Origin of the sequence: Parasphingopyxis sp. CP4, from assembly GCF_013378055.1 — a bacterium.
GTDB lineage: Bacteria > Pseudomonadota > Alphaproteobacteria > Sphingomonadales > Sphingomonadaceae > Parasphingopyxis.
In genome coordinates, this window is sequence record NZ_CP051130.1 from 2,018,491 (window position 1) to 2,035,414 (window position 16,924).

The following is a 16,924-nucleotide window of genomic DNA, read 5'->3' on the forward strand; positions in this document are numbered from 1 at the left end:
CATTGACGACATAGGAAACAGCTGCGCTTTGCGGCAGCCCAAAGCCGCTCAGATAGAATGAGGTGGCAATTGCATATGCGGCAACAATGACAAGAAACGCTGCCGATGATTTTATGGCGCTGCCATATACGGCAAATGCCTGACCAATTGCAGCTGGCGGGTTGTCAGTTTCTGGTCCCTGCGGTCCTGTCGAAATCGTTTTATCCTCGCGGCAAACGCAGGCTCGGTGCCCAACCTAGTCCGATATGCGATTCCTGTACGTCGCATTCACGCGTTTGGACAGCAGCAGATATGGCGTCCAGATTGCGAAGCTGATGAGCACCTTCTGAAGATTGCCCTGGAGCAACTGATGCAGCGCAGCACCTACCTCTGCCGGCAATTCGGGAACCGCGCCCATTGCGTGTGCAATCAGGATCTGCATTAGAATATCGAACATCCAGACTGCGAATAGCAGCCGCGGAAACAATGGCACCCGCTTAAGCGCTGCCACTGATGCGATGGCGTAAAAGCTGGTCAGAAGCACGACATCGGCCAGCATCAAGGCAAAAAGCATGGACAGCCATACAGGCGGCGCTTCCGGTAAGGTCGGCATCGCTGCGAGAAACTCAAGTACCCGGACGGGAATGTTCAGCAACAAGCCGCCGATCAGCGACGCCATTATGCCGGCAACTCCGTAAAAACGGTATGACCGCGCTTCGAAGCTTGTAACCTTCTTCCATGAACCGAACAGCGCCAGGCGGAACTCTGGTTGCGGTTGTCGTTCGCCATCTCGGAACCAATGGAATGCCAACAGCAGCGAGACGATCGGCGCGAAAACCACAAGAATATAGGGAATCGCCGCAACAAGCTGCGACGTCGCCGGCAACATGGCAAAATCGCCAACCGACAGACGTACGCCGCAGGCAGCGCTCGCAATGATCGTCCAGTACAGCAGGATCGATCGATGCTTGAGGTCAAGCCAGCTGACCAGTTCCACGCTGCGGGCGTAGAGATTTGTAGAAAACCTATCCATGACCGCTTGCAACATTAGTCATCTCCGCCTGCAATGCACAAGGCGGTATGACGGCGAATGGTTAATAAACGTTGCAAATCGGAGATATGCTTGCAGTCAGCTTGTGATTCCGCGATGCATGCCCGGCCACACCAGGCCGGAATAAAGGCCATGCAGCCGGGGGAGGACGTGCGGATGATCGAGCGGTATTTTGTTCCAGTACTGATCGGCTTTGCACCCGTTCTTCTCGCCTTGGCTGGGTGGACCTACGCGTCTCCGGGACCGATACTGACGCAAATCCTGAGCGGCTATTCCGTTCCGATTATCGGGATGGAAATTGTCGTCATCATCATCGCACTGCGCGAAGGGTTGATCCGCTCAGCACGTCATTGGATGGCTCGCCCGATCATCTGGTTGCCGCTTGCCGCATTGGTGGCAATTGGGTTCGGTACCGCACTCTTCGCCGCTCCCAATCGCATGATGGCCCTCATCCTGACGAGCTATTGGATGGTGCATTTGTGCTTCGCTGGTTCGGTCGCGCTGCTATGCGGACGGGAATTTGAGGGGCGCGATCTCCAATCCGCCTATCTTTGGGGTTTTCTCGCCTTGCTGGGGCTTATCACCATATTCGCCTTGGGCGTGCCCGACCCAGCAGAATTCAACTGGACAAACGGCTTTCCCGGCTTCGGCCATATTCGGCACATGGGATATCTCGCGGCAGCGATCGGCGGGTTAGCGATTGGCAGATATACGCTGGCAAGCTCGTCGCGACAGTCATGGACAAATCTCGTTGTCCTCTTTCTCGCGATCCTGTTCGTGCTTTGGTGCGGAACACGCGGCGCGGCGGCGGCAATGGTTGGCGGATTGATTGTTGGATTGATCTTGCTTCCTGCGTTTCGGAAATGGCGAACAATCGGAGGTTTCCTTTTGGCGGCCGGACTGGCCGTTGGCGTTGCGTCAACTTTACCCGCTCCCGCCCCCAATATGGGACTGACCAGAACAGTGGTGGCGACCACGGGACCGGCCAGCGGAGATCTGACGACTGGGCGGGTTGAGATCTGGCGCAATGTGTTTGCCGAAGTGCGCAAGCGGCCATTGTTCGGTTATGGCGCGGGACAGATGTCTTATGTCTCCCCTTATGGATCGATCGATCAACCGCATAATGCCCTGATGCAGTTCCTTTTGGCTTGGGGATTTGTCGGCACAGCGCTGATTGCCGCGCTAGGCCTGCTATACGCCCTGCCCGCTTGGCGGACGGTCCTGTCGGCCCCGAACGAGCTCACCGCACCCTTTCTCGCCATGCTCAACCTGGCTGCCTATGCGGCGTTCGACGGAACACTGTTTCATCCGATCTCACTCAGTATTCTGGCTGGGTGTGCCGGCATGATCGCTTCGCATTGGGTCCGTGCGGACAACGGCTCTCAGACAGCGTGACCGTGTCCGCCACGCCTGACATTTTCCTTGGCGGCCTCCGCATGACAACTGCCTCGCGCGCAGACCTTGTCGATGCCTTATCAGCCGACTGTGCGGAGCGTGAACAGCAAAGCAATGGATTTCGCACCCGCCTGGTGTTCGACGCGAACGGACATGGCCTGTCACTGGCAGGCCGGGACAAGGAGTTCAGGAACGCACTCGGCGAGGCGGATATCGTCCATGCAGATGGCGGCTTCCTGATCCCCGCATCGCGCTGGTTCGCTGGCGCCCCGATCACCGAGCGATCAGCCACGACGGACCTGTTCCACGATTTCGCAAGGCGGGCGGAGACGGAAGATCTCTCATTCTATCTGCTGGGCGGCACGGAAGAGGTGAACGAACAATGCGCCGCGCGAATGGGCGAGCTCTATCCATGCCTCAATATCGTCGGACGCCGCCATGGCTATTTCGAGCCGCCCGAGGAAGCTGACATTGTTGCCGCAATCGCGGATGCCGCGCCGGACATTCTCTGGATTGGTCTTGGCAAACCCAAAGAGCAATTCTTCGCCGTTCGGCATCGTGATGCCTTAAATGCAACTTGGGCTGTGACCTGCGGAGGATGCTATAATTATGTCACCGGCCATTACCGGCGTGCGCCCAAATGGATGCAGCGAATGCATCTCGAATGGCTGCACAGAGCGCTCACCAATCCCTCACTCATCGGCCGCTACCTCACCAGCTCACCGCATGCGTTGTGGTTGATTGTGCGGAGACGGGATCGGGGGCTGGCCACGGGCCGGAGCGATAACAGGTGAAGATCGTCGTTGGTATTCCTACGTTCCGCAGGCCAGAATTGCTTGAGGCGCTGCTTCGGTCTTTGGAAAAGCAGGAGCGGCTTGACGGAATCGATGTCGATATTTTGGTCGCTGATAACGATGGAGAAGATCGGCACGGCGTCTTAGTTTGTGAGCGATTGGCTCCCGACTTTGTTTGGCCGCTATCCCACATAATTGTCGATGCCCGCGGCCTGACGGCAGTCCGCAATGCCATTTTGCAGAGCGCCGAAGGCAGCTCAGCTGATTACCTAGCAATGGTCGATGATGATGAACGGGCAGAACCACAATGGCTCCGCGAGCTGCTCGATCAAGCCCAGAACCTCGATGCTGATATCGTGGGCGGACCCGTGCTTTACGAATATGAACGGCCGCCGGAGAGCTCAATGCTAGTTTCGGGCGCCTTTCCGGACAAACACCAAGAGAGCGGGAAGGTCCGTATGATCGAAGCAACCGGCAATGTCCTGATTTCGCTCGACGCCCTTAAATCCGTGGGGTTCCCCAAGTTCGATCCGAAATTCGGATTGACCGGCGGAGAAGATAAGGAGTTTTTTACACGGCTCAGACACCTAGGCCTAACCTTCGCTTGGGCCGATAATGCGATTGCCCACGAACATGTCCCGCCAGAGCGTACGACATTGGGATGGGTCATGAGGCGCGCCTTCCGAACCGGCAATTGCGACTATCGAATAACCCGCCTTCATGACGGCAATCGCGCGACAGTCGTTTCTCTACTCAAGGCGTTGGCGGTGCTTCTGACAATGCCGCTGCTAGCGCTCCTGCTGATTGTCCCGAACCTAAGAATCTGGTTGTTGCGGCGCTGGTCACGAGCAATGGGCAAGATCTGCGGCGCCATCGGTGGATCGTATGAAGAATATTCGTTGCCAGACGGGAGGTCGTCTCCGAAATCGTGAGCCAAGAACCGTTCTCCGCCAGCCTGATCGCCAAGCTGATCCCAGCATCCTTTGAGAGCCAAGCTGCAATCAGCCTCGTCATCAAATTGACTAATCTGGGGTGCGGTTTCGTATTTGCGGTCGTGGCCGCGCGGTTGCTGGGACCGAGCGGCTATGGCGAAGTGGCAGTTGCATTGTCGGCCATGATGATCGCGGCAACCCTCGCCTGTGCTGGTATTGACGGCTTGGCTGTGCGCGAAATGGCCAGAGTTAAGGCGGCCGAAGAATGGGGTATATTGAGAGGCTTTGGGAGTTGGGCGCTTCTGGTGGGAGCTGGAGCTTCGATCATGGTTGGGTTTGTCCTGTACCTGGGCTCCAGCCGCGCTGGAATATATGCCGATGAGGTGGCTCTTGCGGCTGCCATCACACCGCTGGTCAGCCTGCTCTTCATCCTTCGCGGCCTGCAACAGGGTGCGGGAGGCGTTGTAGCGGCGCAACTTCCTATCGATGTCGTGCGCTGGCTGATACTCTTTGTGGCCCTTGGAGCGACAATCTTGATGGTCGCCGAACTTGCCCCGATCGACATCGTAACTGTCGCGCTGGTTTCCTATGCCGCCGCACTGGCGGTAGCTCTGGTTTTCTATCTGCGCCTGATCCGCAATATACCCAGCAGCCAGCAATCCGCACCTCGCGGGCGGAGCTGGATGATCGCGGCCACACCGTTTTTCGGGCTTGCCGCCTTCGGTATCATAGGAACCGAGATCAACACCCTATTGCTCGGCTCCTTTGCCGGCCCGCGCGAGACCGGCCTGTACCAACCGATTGCGAAGATCGCACCGATTATGCTGCTTGCTGTGCAAGCCGTTGCCATGCCTTTGGCGCCGACCATGGCCGAACTCTGGCAAAAAGAAGCTATCGACGAACTGAAAGCGACGGTGCGCCGATCGACTATGCTCTCCACACTCTCGACGACAGCAATCGTCGGCACCATCATGCTCGCATCACCTTGGATACTTGCGGCCTTCGGCCCCGAGTTCCAGCAGTACAACTATCTCCTATACTGGATAGGCGCCGCGCAGATCGTTAACGCCGCGGCGGGGGCCGGCCCAATGTTACTGGCCATGGCTGGGCGCATGCGCGACCGGCTTGCCGTCCAAGCCGTGACCTTAATCGTGCAGGCAGGGATTGGCTTGGCGCTTATCGAGCGGTTTGGCGCTGAAGGCGCAGCTATCGCGCTAATAACGGCCATTCTGGTCTGGTCACTCTTGCACTGGGCCGTTGCGCTCAAGACGCTGGGCGTGGATACCTCCATATGGGGCGCGGCCTTGCACAGGCTGAAAAGGGGTGAAGAGCGGTGACGGCTAGAGGCCATGACATCCGGATCAGGCGTAGGCAGCGGTTCAACGAGCTCGTCCTTCGAAAGGCCGCTCGTCGGAACCCATATGACTTCCAGAAACGGCCTATTATGGCAGCCATGATCGGAGATCATATCGCCGACGAAATTCGCGCGCATGGTCGCTATGAAAATGAAATCCTCGAACTGCTCGACGCCTGGGTCTTGGATAGCGCGCCGGATCCAAGCGCGGTAGCACTCGATATCGGAGCAAATATCGGGAACCATGCGATCTTCCTTTCTCACCGGTTTGGCAGCGTCCTTGCCTTCGAACCTAATCCGGTCGCGCGTGCACTCCTAAAACTTAACATCGATCTCAATGATGCTCAGAATGTTGAGATTGTATCGTCGGCATTGTCGGACCGGGGCGGAACCAGCCAGTTTCGGATGAACCTTCCCAACCTGGGTAGTAGCGCGTTAGCGGAAATCGCAATTGCAGATCCTGACAATGCGCTGGTGCAACGGCATTTCGACGTCGAACTGGTAACCGGAGACAGCATTGTCGCACCCGAGGCCAAGGTCGAGTTCATCAAGATTGATGTCGAAGGTGCCGAGTATTCGGTGCTGAGGGGTCTGAGGGAAACTATCAGGCGCTGTCGCCCGACTATATTGTTCGAACAGCTCGCCACGCCAATCGACGAAGATACTGGCACTTCCGATGCGCTTCGAATGCTGTTGGAAAGTGGTTATTCGGTTAATGAACTTGTCGTCCGAAAGTACAGTTCAGTGGGCATAATCCACAACCTCATAACTCTGCTGACCGGGAAAGTTCGGTGCCGTATCAGTCCCTTGAACGGCCTGGAGAAACGCAACTATCCGGCAATTCTGGCGACGCCTGTTCCCCTGGATATTGGATAGTAAAGCGGCATGGCGACTGTCTCCGCCCAAGCCGGCACCAGCACGCCGCTATTTTCTATCGTAATACCGGTATTCAACCGTGCAGACAGGATTGGGCCCACACTGGATTCCGTCTTGCAACAAAGTTGTAGAGATTTTGAATGTATCATCGTCGATGATGGATCGGATGATGGAGCAGCTTTGCAAGACGTGGTTGTTGCCTTAGGCGACGAGCGGTTTCGCTATGTGCGCCAACCCAATGGTGGCGGGGGCGCGGCACGGAATTGCGGGATCAATTTGGCGCGGGGCCGATACATTGCGTTTCTCGATAGCGATGATTGCTTTCTGCCGGAGAAACTGGAGCAATGCCGAGCGTTTCTCTCTGACAGTGATGAGAAACTGGTCATCTATTCACAAGCACGCGTCGACCGTGGTGTCGGTAAATTTTGGATTCGCCCGAACAGGGCCATCAGATCCGATCAAGATGTCGCCGAATATCTGTTTGTCGATAATCAATTCATCCCCACGCCAACAATCGTTCTTCCGGCAAGCCTAGCGAAGCAGGTCCTCTTCGACCCTAGCTTGCGAAAGGGCCAGGATCTAGATTTTTGCCTGCGTCTCCAACATGCTGGAGCACGATTCTTCATGATCCCACAGCCACTCGTCATCTGGAATGACGCCAGCGAGGGCGGACGTGCCTCGCGAACGCGCGGCTATGAAGCACCGCTTGCTTGGCTGGAAAAATCTCGACCATTATTATCAAAGCGCGCCTATCGCGGATACCGGGCTACGGTTTTAGCATATTACATGTCCCGACACCGTCCAATCCGCGCGCTGATCGACATCATATGCGGCTGGACCCATGCCGGTGTATCCGGTCGCACAACGATGCGCCAACTGGCGCGCGCATTCCTACCGCGCAGATTCTATCGGTGGATGGTCAACAGATTTGTGGCGATCCGTGGTCGGCAATCCTGACCCGAACAACAATGATTCCACGAAAGATGATCAATGAAACGCTAACCCCTCTAATAAGCCCGTCGATGCACCAGCACCATTGCGGTGCGGGCGATAATCAGAAGGTCCCGCCCAAGGCTCCAGCCGGCCAGATATTCAAGATCGGCTTGCAACCGGTCGCGAAGGTCCTCGCGCCTTTCGGTCGTTCCGCGCAAGCCGCGGACCTGGGCCAGGCCGGTGATCCCGGGCTTGATCGCATGGCGGTCCCAATAACGTCGATCGATCTCCCAAAAGGCTTCATCTTCTGCCGTCGACCCAAGGGCATGCGGTCGCGGTCCGACGATGCTCATTTCACCGCGCAACACATTGATCAGTTGGGGCAGTTCATCAATACTGGTCCGGCGCAAGAAACTGCCGATGCGGGTTATCCGAGCATCGTCCCGGCTGGTTGATTGAACCCCATCCCTGTCTTCATTCTCGACCCGCATCGTCCGGAATTTGAGCATTTGAAACATACTGTTGCCATGGCCCATCCGCGGCTGGCGGAACAATGCTGGCCCGCGCGATCCAATCCGAATCAATAGGGCAATCAGGACCATTGGAACGGCCAGCACCATGAGGGCCGGTACTGCAATCGCCAGATCCAGCGTACGTTTCACTGCACGATCCCGCATACCAATCGGTCCGCACGCAACCAACAAGGTGGTGCGACCATCAAGCGATCTCAGCTCGAGCGCACCAATATCACGCAGATCGGGAGCAAGGATTTCAACATCGACATTGGCGCCCTTCAGCATTTCCGACCATGCCGCCCTGCGGTCGTCCGGGCAGGCCAGGATCACACGATCACATTCACCGATCACGTTGCTCAGCCGATCCAGCATGGCTGGGTCGTCCAGATTTGGCGCCAGCTGATTTTCTGCCGCTGATACCAATATTTCCGAATTTCTTGGTCTCACATCCACTTCGTCAGCCAACAGGATGTCACGCCGGAAGGTCCAGTTGAGGCGCGGGCCGATTGCACGGCCAACGAGAAAACGGCTGGTGGCCATCCCGAAAACGGAGAGCACCGATCCGATACCAAAGACCAGTCGAGAGAAATCCGCACCAACTTTCAGGGCAAACAAGAGCAACGCCATGAGCACCAACGCGAACGCCATCGCGCTCATCGATCGCAGCGCACTCCGCCGAGGCCAAGTCAGCGCTTCGATTGAGAAAGCGCGATTATAGATCGCGACCACCGCATAGATCGGGAAAAGCACTACCCAAGTCCGAATTCCGGGCTCCGAAAGCGGATCGCCAAAGCGGATGAGGTTCGCAGCCGCCAGGGCCAGTGCCATCACTATGCCATCGACGGCCAGAAGGAATGCATAAAGCTGTGCCCGCAGCTTGTGATAGTTTTTCGTGGTCAGGTCACGCCTGGCATGCCCAGACACTATGTCCGATTTGCTGTCGATCGGTTCCTGCCCCCCAAATGGTCAATCTGGGCAATTTCGCACATTTGGTAGCACCCAGCAATTGCGCTGTTCAAATCGATTTCGATAGCGTCCGCGCGCCGATAAGAATCTGCGCCGCGCTAGTTTCCACCTGGCGCGATTATTTGCGTCCAGCCAGGATGACTGGGTGCCGGATCCAATTCAGGTTCATCGGATTCAGGATCGGCAACATCCGGTGTCGGAGCCGACCGGCGAAAGGCAATATGGCTATGATCGCCCTCATCGAGTGACTCAATCAAGTCAAAGCCCCGCTGGCGAAACGCCGTATCAATTTCGGAGTAACGCACGCCCGGGCGGCGGGCAATATCGATCGCCCGACCGGAGAGGTGATGACTGTTAGGTACGCCGCCGACACGCCGATTATGTTCCGGCGTCCGCACCGTGCTGGTGACAATGCCCATATCTTGCCCGATCTCGATCGCCTCATTCATGGCATTTGCGGTCACAACCGTCACGCTTGCCGGTCCGTGCCGACGCTCATTTACATCCAAGGGTGCCGAGCCAGGTGCAGCGCGGATACCGAAATCGGTTGGCGCTGCCTGTAATCCCGCAACCGCCAATCCGAGAGCCAATCCTATCCCCATCATGTCCCTTCCCCTACACGGACGATACCAAACTGGCCGTTCAGATGCGACATTCTCAATGTTCGGTACAGCCGAGTAAGGATCGTTCTAAGCGACGATCCGAATCTGGCGCGCGGCAATCTGGTTCGCCTGCAACGCCAGGCTGCCGATCCCGCCGTCTAGGAGACTTGCGACATTGACCGCATCTGCCCCGCACCCCGCACATTCATTTCCGTCAAAAAGCTCTCCAGCAGCGATAGTGGTCCGCTCCATGCGCAGCACTTTGGTCCCGGTTGATTTGAACGTCGGGCCATCATCGACCCAAATTTGTTCGGGGCTGTATATGACCTCCCGCAACATTGTCGCCGTCAGCGGCAGATATTGCGCGAAAACAATGCCCTCAACGCTCCGTTCCAATTCGCTGTACAGCACTGGCTCCGCTAACCCATGGGGTTGCTCCTGGTCGAGATCGCGCACGATCACACTGTAACGCGGGCAATGCTTGGCCAGCGGCACAATGCTACCTTGCTGCCGCACGTCGACAACCTCACGGGCGCTCAATATTTCGCCTGAGGCGAGGTGGATTGATTGATGACTTACGCGGGCAATCGGTGTCGACAAGCGCAGACGCGAGGGGGCAAAACGCTCCAGCAGCTCGACATGGAGCTGCTCTCCAGCGAGGAGTACCAATTGTGCATTGAAACGTTCCGAACGTAGCGCACCCTCCACGCAGAAGGTCGACCACGCTTTCACGATGAGCGGATCGAACAAATCGAGAAAGGAATTGGGAATTGCCGAGAGCAGTACCGGTTTCTGGTGAGCGCCGCCAACCATCGGCTCCTCGCTCACAAGCATCACATCGCTATGCGGAAGCATCCGATCCAGCAGCAGCGCAAGTACGCCCGCCTCGAGACCGCTTCCGACGACAATAACGGTTTTACCCGTACACTCCATCTACCTGCTCCAACCCCTTGGAATACGCAGTAAGCCGACAAGAATAGAGCTTCAGGAGAGAATTTCCAAATGCGGATGGCCGAAATTGCCGATAGACATTGGCAGAAGATGAATTCCGCGAGCATGTTTGAGAGCCGCAACGCCGCGCTAATCACCTGTCTTAGATGTGATTTTCTGATAGATCGCTTGGGCGGTTTATGTTCGCAACTTCGCGGTCCAATGTCATGCGTCTGGCACCAACATGGTCGGCAAAACGATAAAGCGATCGCCCGTTATTCGCGATAAAGGCGACGAGGCTAGGTAACAGATTCGTAGGCCATACGCCGATAACGGGCTACGATTCGACGATCGCCGGCCCCTCGCCATGCAGCTGTCCGAGTAGGTTAGTCGGCAAATTGGGTGTGTCGCAGCCCGAGCTCAAGACGAAATCGGCAGCCATCTCATCGGCGAATTGCAACGCGGCAGCCAAACCACCTAGCGGGCCCAATCCAGGCGCAGGGTGGTCCACCAAGCACCGTCGTCCTGATTCATTGCGGCCGCAGACGACAATTTCGGAGACTTGGCTGCCCAGCGCAATTGCAACATGATCGATAAGACGTCGCCCACCAATTCGTGCATCAGCTTTGTCACTGCCAAATCGTTCCGATCGACCGCCGGCCAGGATAGCACCTATGCCTACCATCCCAATCTCTCACTGGTCCGCAAATTTGGGCGGACGCTTTTCAAGAAAGGCGGAAATTGCCTCGCGGTGATCTTCTGTCACAGCCATCATTACTTGCTGCCGATCTTCGATCGCCATCGCGTCGGCGAGGCCATTCGCGTCGATGTTTCGATTAAGCGCATCCTTCGTGAGCCGCAGCCCCATCGGTGCCGTCGCCAACATCTCATCGGCAAGCGCCATCGCCCTGTCCATCAGCGAATCATGCTCGACAATTTCACTAACCAGGCCACAGGACAGGGCTTTCTCCGCATCCATGAACTTTCCGGTCAGAAGATATTCCGAGGCCACCGAAGCACCGACAAGACGCGGCAGAAAATAGCTCGATCCCATGTCACAACCGCCGAGCCCGACCTTGATATAGGCGGCGTTCATTCGCAGGTCTGGCGCGGCATATCGCACGTCGCTCGCTAACAGCAGCGAAAAGCCGCCGCCGCAGGCCGCGCCATGGCCGAGCGCAATGATTGGCTGCGGGCATTGGCGCATTAACTGCATCACCGTTGCTATCGATCGCTGGGTACGCCAGCCATGATCGATGACGCCGTGAGATCCATCATTGCGCCAGCCATTGAAGTCGAGCCCCGCACAGAAAGCACGTCCCTCGCCTCGCAAGACGACTATTCTGATCTCGGGCCGCTCTAACAATCCTCGAAAATAATCTTGAAGCGCAAAGATCAGGGATTCGTCCATTGTGTTGAGCGCGTCAGGCCGATTGAGTGCAACGACCTCGATAGCGTCTCGGGTATCAATATGCAGTGGTGCTTCACCCATGTCCCAGCCTCCAATCAATCCGATTCTGTTTTGACCAGAAGCAATACGGTCCGCAACCCGTTGGTCCGCGAGTTGCGCTGCTCGATGTCCCGCTCTACGGTTTACCTCGTCTGCCAGACTATCGGAAAAGTGCGTTTTGGACCAGGTAGATATGGCCTTATGCGCACCAAGGGGACGATAGTGGCAGCCGGTTTGCTGCAATTCCGACGACGGTTTGCACAAGCCGATATGCGGGGGAAGATGGTTTGGAGTCTGGCGGGCGGACAGCGTTGCTGATTCTGGGGCCCCGTGGTTCGGGCAACACAAGGCTTGCGCATATTGTTGAGCGCCTTGGTTGGCACCGTATTGGGGCGAACCCGTTAGATGAGCTGGCTGACCGTGAGTTGGCATCAGCACCAGCGCCCCTCCGCCAGTTGAATGACGCGATATTCAGGCTGTCAAACCGCAACTGGGCTGATCCCAAGCCGATGCCGAGCGGCTGGGCACGCAAGGATGACACTGTCGAAGCCTTTGCATCTGCCGACCAAATGGTGGCTCAAGGATTTGAGCAGAACAATCAAATCATTCTCGACGATCCGCGCGTTTCGCGCTTGTTACCGCTGTGGCTACCGTTGCTCGATTCCCATCAAGCAGCGGTCAAATGCATTTTTCCCTTACGGCCACTCTCAGCCGTTACACAAACGCTGCATCATCGCTCTGGCATTACCGCAAGACATGCGATGCTGCTGTGGGAGAGTTATTTTTTTGATGCCGAATTGCATTCTCGTGACCTGCCAAGGGCAATGATCTTAGAAGATGCACTGTCCAAGAACTGGCAAGCTGCGTTAGCTCCCTTGCTGGGAGCAAGCATCAGATCAGCCGAAGCAGAAACTCCCGATTTGGCAACTGAAATCGAGAGGGTTATCGACGTCTATTCGGCTCGCCGCGACGCCAAGTTGCAAGCACCCGGTGAAGCATTCGAGGTGAAACCGCGCATAGATGCCCTTCAAACCTTGATACAATCCGGTTTGAATCATGAATCGGAATTTGATGTCTATCGGGAACGATGGGCGCACGAGTGGAGCGAGCGCAGTCCTGGTTTAGGGCGGTCCAATTTTGGCGATAATCTCTCGCGCAACCTTCTGGCCAAAAGCCGTGCTTTTGCTGACGACAAGCGACTGCCCGATGCTATCACAGCAGCTGAAGCAGCGGTCCATGCCGATCCTGAGGTCGCACGAAATCATTTCTTCCTTGCAACACTCTTCTACCGAAATGAGATGCTACCCGAAGCTGAGAAAGCCTATCGCCAAGCGATCGATATCGATGCGGCTGATTCGGTTTTTCATGATGGGCTGGCGCGACTTCTGCGGGATCGCGGAGATATGCCCGGTGCAGTACAGGCGGCGCAGGCTGCCGTGGCCTGCGCTCCGGACGTCGCTGGCTCTCATTTCTTCCTCGGCATCCTTTATGCTCAGTCTGAGCAGATTGCCGCCGCCGAAATCGAATATCGTAAGGCTGCGGCACTAGATTCATCCGATGCTCGCTATGCGCGAGCCCATGCCGAAACATTGCAGCGGCTTGGCCGCATCGAGGAAGCAATTGGGGCTATCCGAAATGCGGTAGAGGCGGCACCCGACAATAGTGACTACCGCGTCCAGCTAGCGAAATACTATATAGAATATGGTGATTTTGACGCCGCAGAAGCCGTATTCGCTGAAGCAATGGCCAACGCACCCCAAGCCATCAATATTATCGAATCCTATCGAGATCTGATGGTTCGTCGTGGCCGCGATGCGGATGCCAAGCCGCTAACCGAGAAACTGGCAATACTCGATCCCGGTTCCGTCGGCGTGAAGAACCAGCTCGCCAACCATCATCTAGACCTTGGCGAAGTCGACAGCGCAAAAGCAGCGCTTACGGCAGCGACAGAATTGAGTGAGGCTTCGCTGCAGGTTGATGCTGCAGGTGATTTGAATTCCGTGTTTTCGAGCAGCGTGCTGATCGATGACGCGGATGGGCCAACAGGCTTTCAAGATCTGTTGACTGTGCTGTCTGCACGGCGCGCGGCAACCCTTGTCTCATCAAGCGCCGATCACGCCGCCATCACCGCGGCTGCTCGATCGGGCGACATCTGGCCAGTGGGTGCAGTGCCTCCGGACCGGACCTACGATCGGATCGCCAAATATGGAAGCGTGTCAGATCGGTGGAATCGCCTGATTGCTGCCTTGCGTAACCCGGGGATATCCTATCGAGAGCAGTTCCGCGCTCGTCCCGCCATTGCGGTGATGATCCCGGTATATGACGTCCAGAACGCAGATTGGTTGCGCGCCGCGGTTAGAAGTGCCTCGACCAGCAACTTTGATGGCGGTGAAGTTTCGATCACGATCGTCGACGATGCTTCAACCAATGACGTAGCCGCGGGCGTTGCGCGCGAATTCGGCCCTCTGGTCAGCTATGTGCGCAATCGAAGCAATCTTGGAATTGTTGGAAACCACAACCAGTGCATCCGCCTCGCTCGCGGTGAGCTTGTCCATGTCCTGCATCAGGACGACCGTCTCCACCCAGACTTCTACACGCGCATTGCCGGACCGTTACTCGCTGACTCATCGATAGTAGCCGGCTTCTCGCGGGCCAGGCTTGTTACTGAAGATGGGGAATACCGAAATGATCAGAGCATGGCACGGAATACTCCAGGCCTTATCGAAGATTTCTCGACGAAGATCGCCCTGCGCCAGCGCATATTGTTTCCATCGATGATTGTGCGTCGCCGGGCCTATGAGGCGGCAGGCGGTTTTGCCGATTCACTGGTGTTTGCTTTTGACCTTGAGATGTGGGGCCGTCTGGCTGCGTTGGGTCCGATCTGGCATGAACCCGAGCCGCTGGCAGACTATCGGATCCACACAGGCTCGGTCACCAATAGCCTGACAGCTCGCACCAGACTTATCGATGGAATGCGCGCGACCCATCTGAACATCGGTCACCTGCCTACGGCGAAACGTGCCGACACTCTGTTTCTGTCACTCTATCGCTTGATCCGTCGCGACTGGGATCGCCTAGTACGCCGCAGTAATATGATTGAAGCGGACAGTTCAGACATCGATCTGTTTGACTTTCTTCTCGGTGGATTGCTGGCTGGGGATGATCGTGATCGGTTGTTTGAGCGATTATTTGTAACCAATCCCGGACGACCAAGCGAAACCATATGATAGGCAATTCCAGCGCCCTCCCTATTTGGGCGCGAAAGAGAAACAGAAAGATCGACTGAGCCTTCGGTTTCGAGGGTATCCAACTGCCGGACAACGCTATAGCGACTGCGACGAGAAACAGCGGATAGGTCCAATGCAAGACGATTTTCCGGCGATCCGCGAAGAGGTCGCAAAGCTCTGTGCCGATTTTCCCGGTTCCTATTGGCAGGAGAAGGATAAGACGCGCGACTATCCTGGCGAATTTGTCGATGCTCTGACCAAGGCTGGTTATCTTGCCGCGCTAATTCCCGAAGAGTTTGGCGGAGCGGGGCTACCGCTTTCTGGCGCTGCAGCGATCCTGGAGGAAATCCAGTATCGCGGCTGCAATGGCGGGGCCTGCCATGCGCAAATGTATATCATGGGCACTTTGCTGCGCCACGGATCGGACGCGCAAAAAGCCGAGTATCTCCCGCAAATCGCAAGCGGCGCACTCCGTTTGCAAGCTTTTGGCGTGACGGAGCCGACCAGTGGCACCGACACGCTGTCGCTGAAGACTGTCGCGAAACGTGATGGCGATGATTATGTCGTCAACGGCCAGAAAATCTGGACCAGCCGGGCCGAACATTCTGATCTCATGCTCCTGCTCGCGCGGACGACACCGCGCGAACAGGCCGAAAAACGTACCGGCGGCCTGTCGGTCTTCATTGTCGATATGCGCCAAGCACTGGGCAACGGGCTGACGATCAAGCCGATCGACACGATGATGAACCATTCCACAACCGAGATATTCTTTGACGATATGCGGGTCCCCGCAGCCAACATGATTGGCGAGGAAGGCAAAGGCTTTCGCTACATCCTGTCGGGCATGAACGCCGAACGCATTTTGATCGCGGCTGAGTGCATTGGCGATGCGAAATTCTTCCTAGACCGCGCTACCGATTACGCCAAGGAACGCGAGGTTTTCGGTCGGCCCATTGGCCAGAATCAGGGCGTCCAGTTCCCGCTCGCAAAGGCCTATGCGCAGATGCGCGCTGCCGAGCTGATGGTGAAGGATGCGCTTGCCAGATATGAGGCCGGCGAGAATGCCGGAGCAGAAGCCAATATGGCCAAGATGCTCGCCGCCGATGCCAGCTGGGCCGCAGGCGAGGCCTGCATCCAGACATTTGGTGGCTTCGGCTTTGCCGCGGAATATGATGTGGAGCGCAAATATCGCGAAACGCGGCTTTATCAGGTCGCGCCGATATCGACGAACCTGATCCTGTCTTATCTGTCCGAACATGTGCTTGGATTGCCGCGGTCTTATTGAGGATTGGCGACACAAACCGTTGAGCTTCGACAGGAACCTTTCTACACCCGCAAGCGCACATCATCCGAGAAAGGGAACGCGATGAGAAAGATGCACCGAATTCTAGCGCCTTTGGCAGCGGCTGGTCTGATTGTAACCGCAGGCTGTTCTGGCGGCGGCGATGAAGGGCCTCCGAGCAGCGATGGCGACAGCGAAGAAACCGCAACCGTAGAGGAGGCTGAGGAAACACCGGCCGCCGATTCCACCGATACGATGGACGGCACCGTGTTTGCCGAGTTCACTGGCGACGCAGCTGCGGGCGAAACCGTGTTTTCGCAATGCCGTGCCTGTCATGTCGTCGATCCAGGCGTAAACCGGACCGGGCCAACCTTGCATAATATTGTCGGGGCTGAAGCCGGGCAGATTGACGGGTTCAACTATACCGATGCGAACGCGAATAGCGGCATCGTCTGGACGCCGGAAAAACTGTTCCAGTATCTTGAGCGGCCTCAGCGGATCATTCCGGGCACGCGTATGGCATTTGCCGGTCTATCCGACCCACAGGACCGGGCGGACCTGATTGCCTATCTGGAGGCGAATTCAGAATAAGGCGCACGGCCTGACGCACAAAAAAGGGGGAGTGGCCGGGGATATCT

Annotated in this window: 15 protein-coding genes and 1 pseudogene; 10 read left to right on the top strand and 6 right to left on the bottom strand. The window is 56.8% G+C overall.

Annotated features, from left to right (window positions below):
• Positions 1-235 precede the first annotated feature (235 nt).
• Positions 236-1,012, bottom strand: a complete 777-nt coding sequence (locus tag HFP51_RS09820; protein WP_176875558.1) for a DUF2569 family protein — start codon at positions 1,010-1,012, stop codon at positions 236-238.
• Positions 1,013-1,186: 174 nt separating this feature from the next.
• Here HFP51_RS09820 and HFP51_RS09825 point away from each other — a divergent pair, with 174 nt between their 5' ends.
• The 7 genes and pseudogenes from HFP51_RS09825 to HFP51_RS14820 all read left to right on the top strand — a co-directional run bounded on the left by HFP51_RS09825 (position 1,187) and on the right by HFP51_RS14820 (position 7,338).
• Positions 1,187-2,425, top strand: coding sequence for an O-antigen ligase (locus tag HFP51_RS09825; protein WP_176875559.1), 1,239 nt, complete (start codon positions 1,187-1,189; stop codon positions 2,423-2,425).
• Positions 2,426-2,466: 41 nt separating this feature from the next.
• Entirely contained in the window at positions 2,467-3,219 is a 753-nt protein-coding gene (locus tag HFP51_RS09830; protein WP_176875560.1) for a WecB/TagA/CpsF family glycosyltransferase, read from the top strand.
• Complete coding sequence (locus HFP51_RS09835; RefSeq protein WP_176875561.1) at positions 3,216-4,151, top strand: glycosyltransferase family 2 protein; 936 nt, start codon at positions 3,216-3,218, stop codon at positions 4,149-4,151. The genes HFP51_RS09830 and HFP51_RS09835 overlap by 4 nt, the downstream gene beginning before the upstream one ends.
• Entirely contained in the window at positions 4,148-5,488 is a 1,341-nt protein-coding gene (locus HFP51_RS09840; protein WP_176875562.1) for an oligosaccharide flippase family protein, read from the top strand. The genes HFP51_RS09835 and HFP51_RS09840 overlap by 4 nt, the downstream gene beginning before the upstream one ends.
• Before the next feature lie 116 nt (positions 5,489-5,604).
• Positions 5,605-6,381: an FkbM family methyltransferase gene (locus tag HFP51_RS09845; protein ID WP_176875563.1), complete on the top strand. Its 777-nt coding sequence runs from the start codon at positions 5,605-5,607 to the stop codon at positions 6,379-6,381.
• Positions 6,382-6,390: 9 nt separating this feature from the next.
• Positions 6,391-7,002 (top strand): annotated as a pseudogene (locus HFP51_RS14815) (glycosyltransferase family 2 protein); the annotation flags it as partial.
• A gap of 3 nt (positions 7,003-7,005) precedes the next feature.
• Positions 7,006-7,338, top strand: a complete 333-nt coding sequence (locus tag HFP51_RS14820) for a hypothetical protein (RefSeq protein WP_370462966.1) — start codon at positions 7,006-7,008, stop codon at positions 7,336-7,338.
• A gap of 50 nt (positions 7,339-7,388) precedes the next feature.
• Here HFP51_RS14820 and HFP51_RS09855 read toward each other — a convergent pair whose 3' ends face one another.
• The 5 genes from HFP51_RS09855 to HFP51_RS09875 form a co-directional block, all read right to left on the bottom strand.
• Positions 7,389-8,753 carry an exopolysaccharide biosynthesis polyprenyl glycosylphosphotransferase gene (locus HFP51_RS09855; RefSeq protein ID WP_176875565.1) on the bottom strand — a complete coding sequence of 455 codons (1,365 nt, stop codon included), beginning with the start codon at positions 8,751-8,753 and terminating at the stop codon, positions 7,389-7,391.
• A gap of 140 nt (positions 8,754-8,893) precedes the next feature.
• Positions 8,894-9,400 carry a D-Ala-D-Ala carboxypeptidase family metallohydrolase gene (locus HFP51_RS09860; protein WP_218135295.1) on the bottom strand — a complete coding sequence of 169 codons (507 nt, stop codon included), beginning with the start codon at positions 9,398-9,400 and terminating at the stop codon, positions 8,894-8,896.
• A gap of 84 nt (positions 9,401-9,484) precedes the next feature.
• Entirely contained in the window at positions 9,485-10,330 is an 846-nt protein-coding gene (locus HFP51_RS09865; RefSeq protein ID WP_176875566.1) for a hypothetical protein, read from the bottom strand.
• A gap of 334 nt (positions 10,331-10,664) precedes the next feature.
• The gene (locus HFP51_RS09870) at positions 10,665-11,012 is read right to left on the bottom strand and encodes a molybdenum cofactor guanylyltransferase (protein WP_255454630.1); all 348 of its coding nucleotides are present in this window, start codon (positions 11,010-11,012) and stop codon (positions 10,665-10,667) included.
• Positions 11,013-11,021: 9 nt separating this feature from the next.
• Complete coding sequence (locus tag HFP51_RS09875; protein WP_176875567.1) at positions 11,022-11,819, bottom strand: enoyl-CoA hydratase/isomerase family protein; 798 nt, start codon at positions 11,817-11,819, stop codon at positions 11,022-11,024.
• A gap of 1,007 nt (positions 11,820-12,826) precedes the next feature.
• Here HFP51_RS09875 and HFP51_RS09880 point away from each other — a divergent pair.
• The 3 genes from HFP51_RS09880 to HFP51_RS09890 all read left to right on the top strand — a co-directional run bounded on the left by HFP51_RS09880 (position 12,827) and on the right by HFP51_RS09890 (position 16,877).
• Positions 12,827-15,004, top strand: coding sequence for a tetratricopeptide repeat protein (locus tag HFP51_RS09880; protein ID WP_176875568.1), 2,178 nt, complete (start codon positions 12,827-12,829; stop codon positions 15,002-15,004).
• Between the two features lie 133 nt (positions 15,005-15,137).
• Positions 15,138-16,289, top strand: coding sequence for an acyl-CoA dehydrogenase family protein (locus HFP51_RS09885; protein WP_176875569.1), 1,152 nt, complete (start codon positions 15,138-15,140; stop codon positions 16,287-16,289).
• A 90-nt stretch (positions 16,290-16,379) separates the two neighbouring features.
• Complete coding sequence (locus HFP51_RS09890) at positions 16,380-16,877, top strand: cytochrome c family protein (protein WP_370462913.1); 498 nt, start codon at positions 16,380-16,382, stop codon at positions 16,875-16,877.
• Positions 16,878-16,924 lie beyond the last annotated feature (47 nt).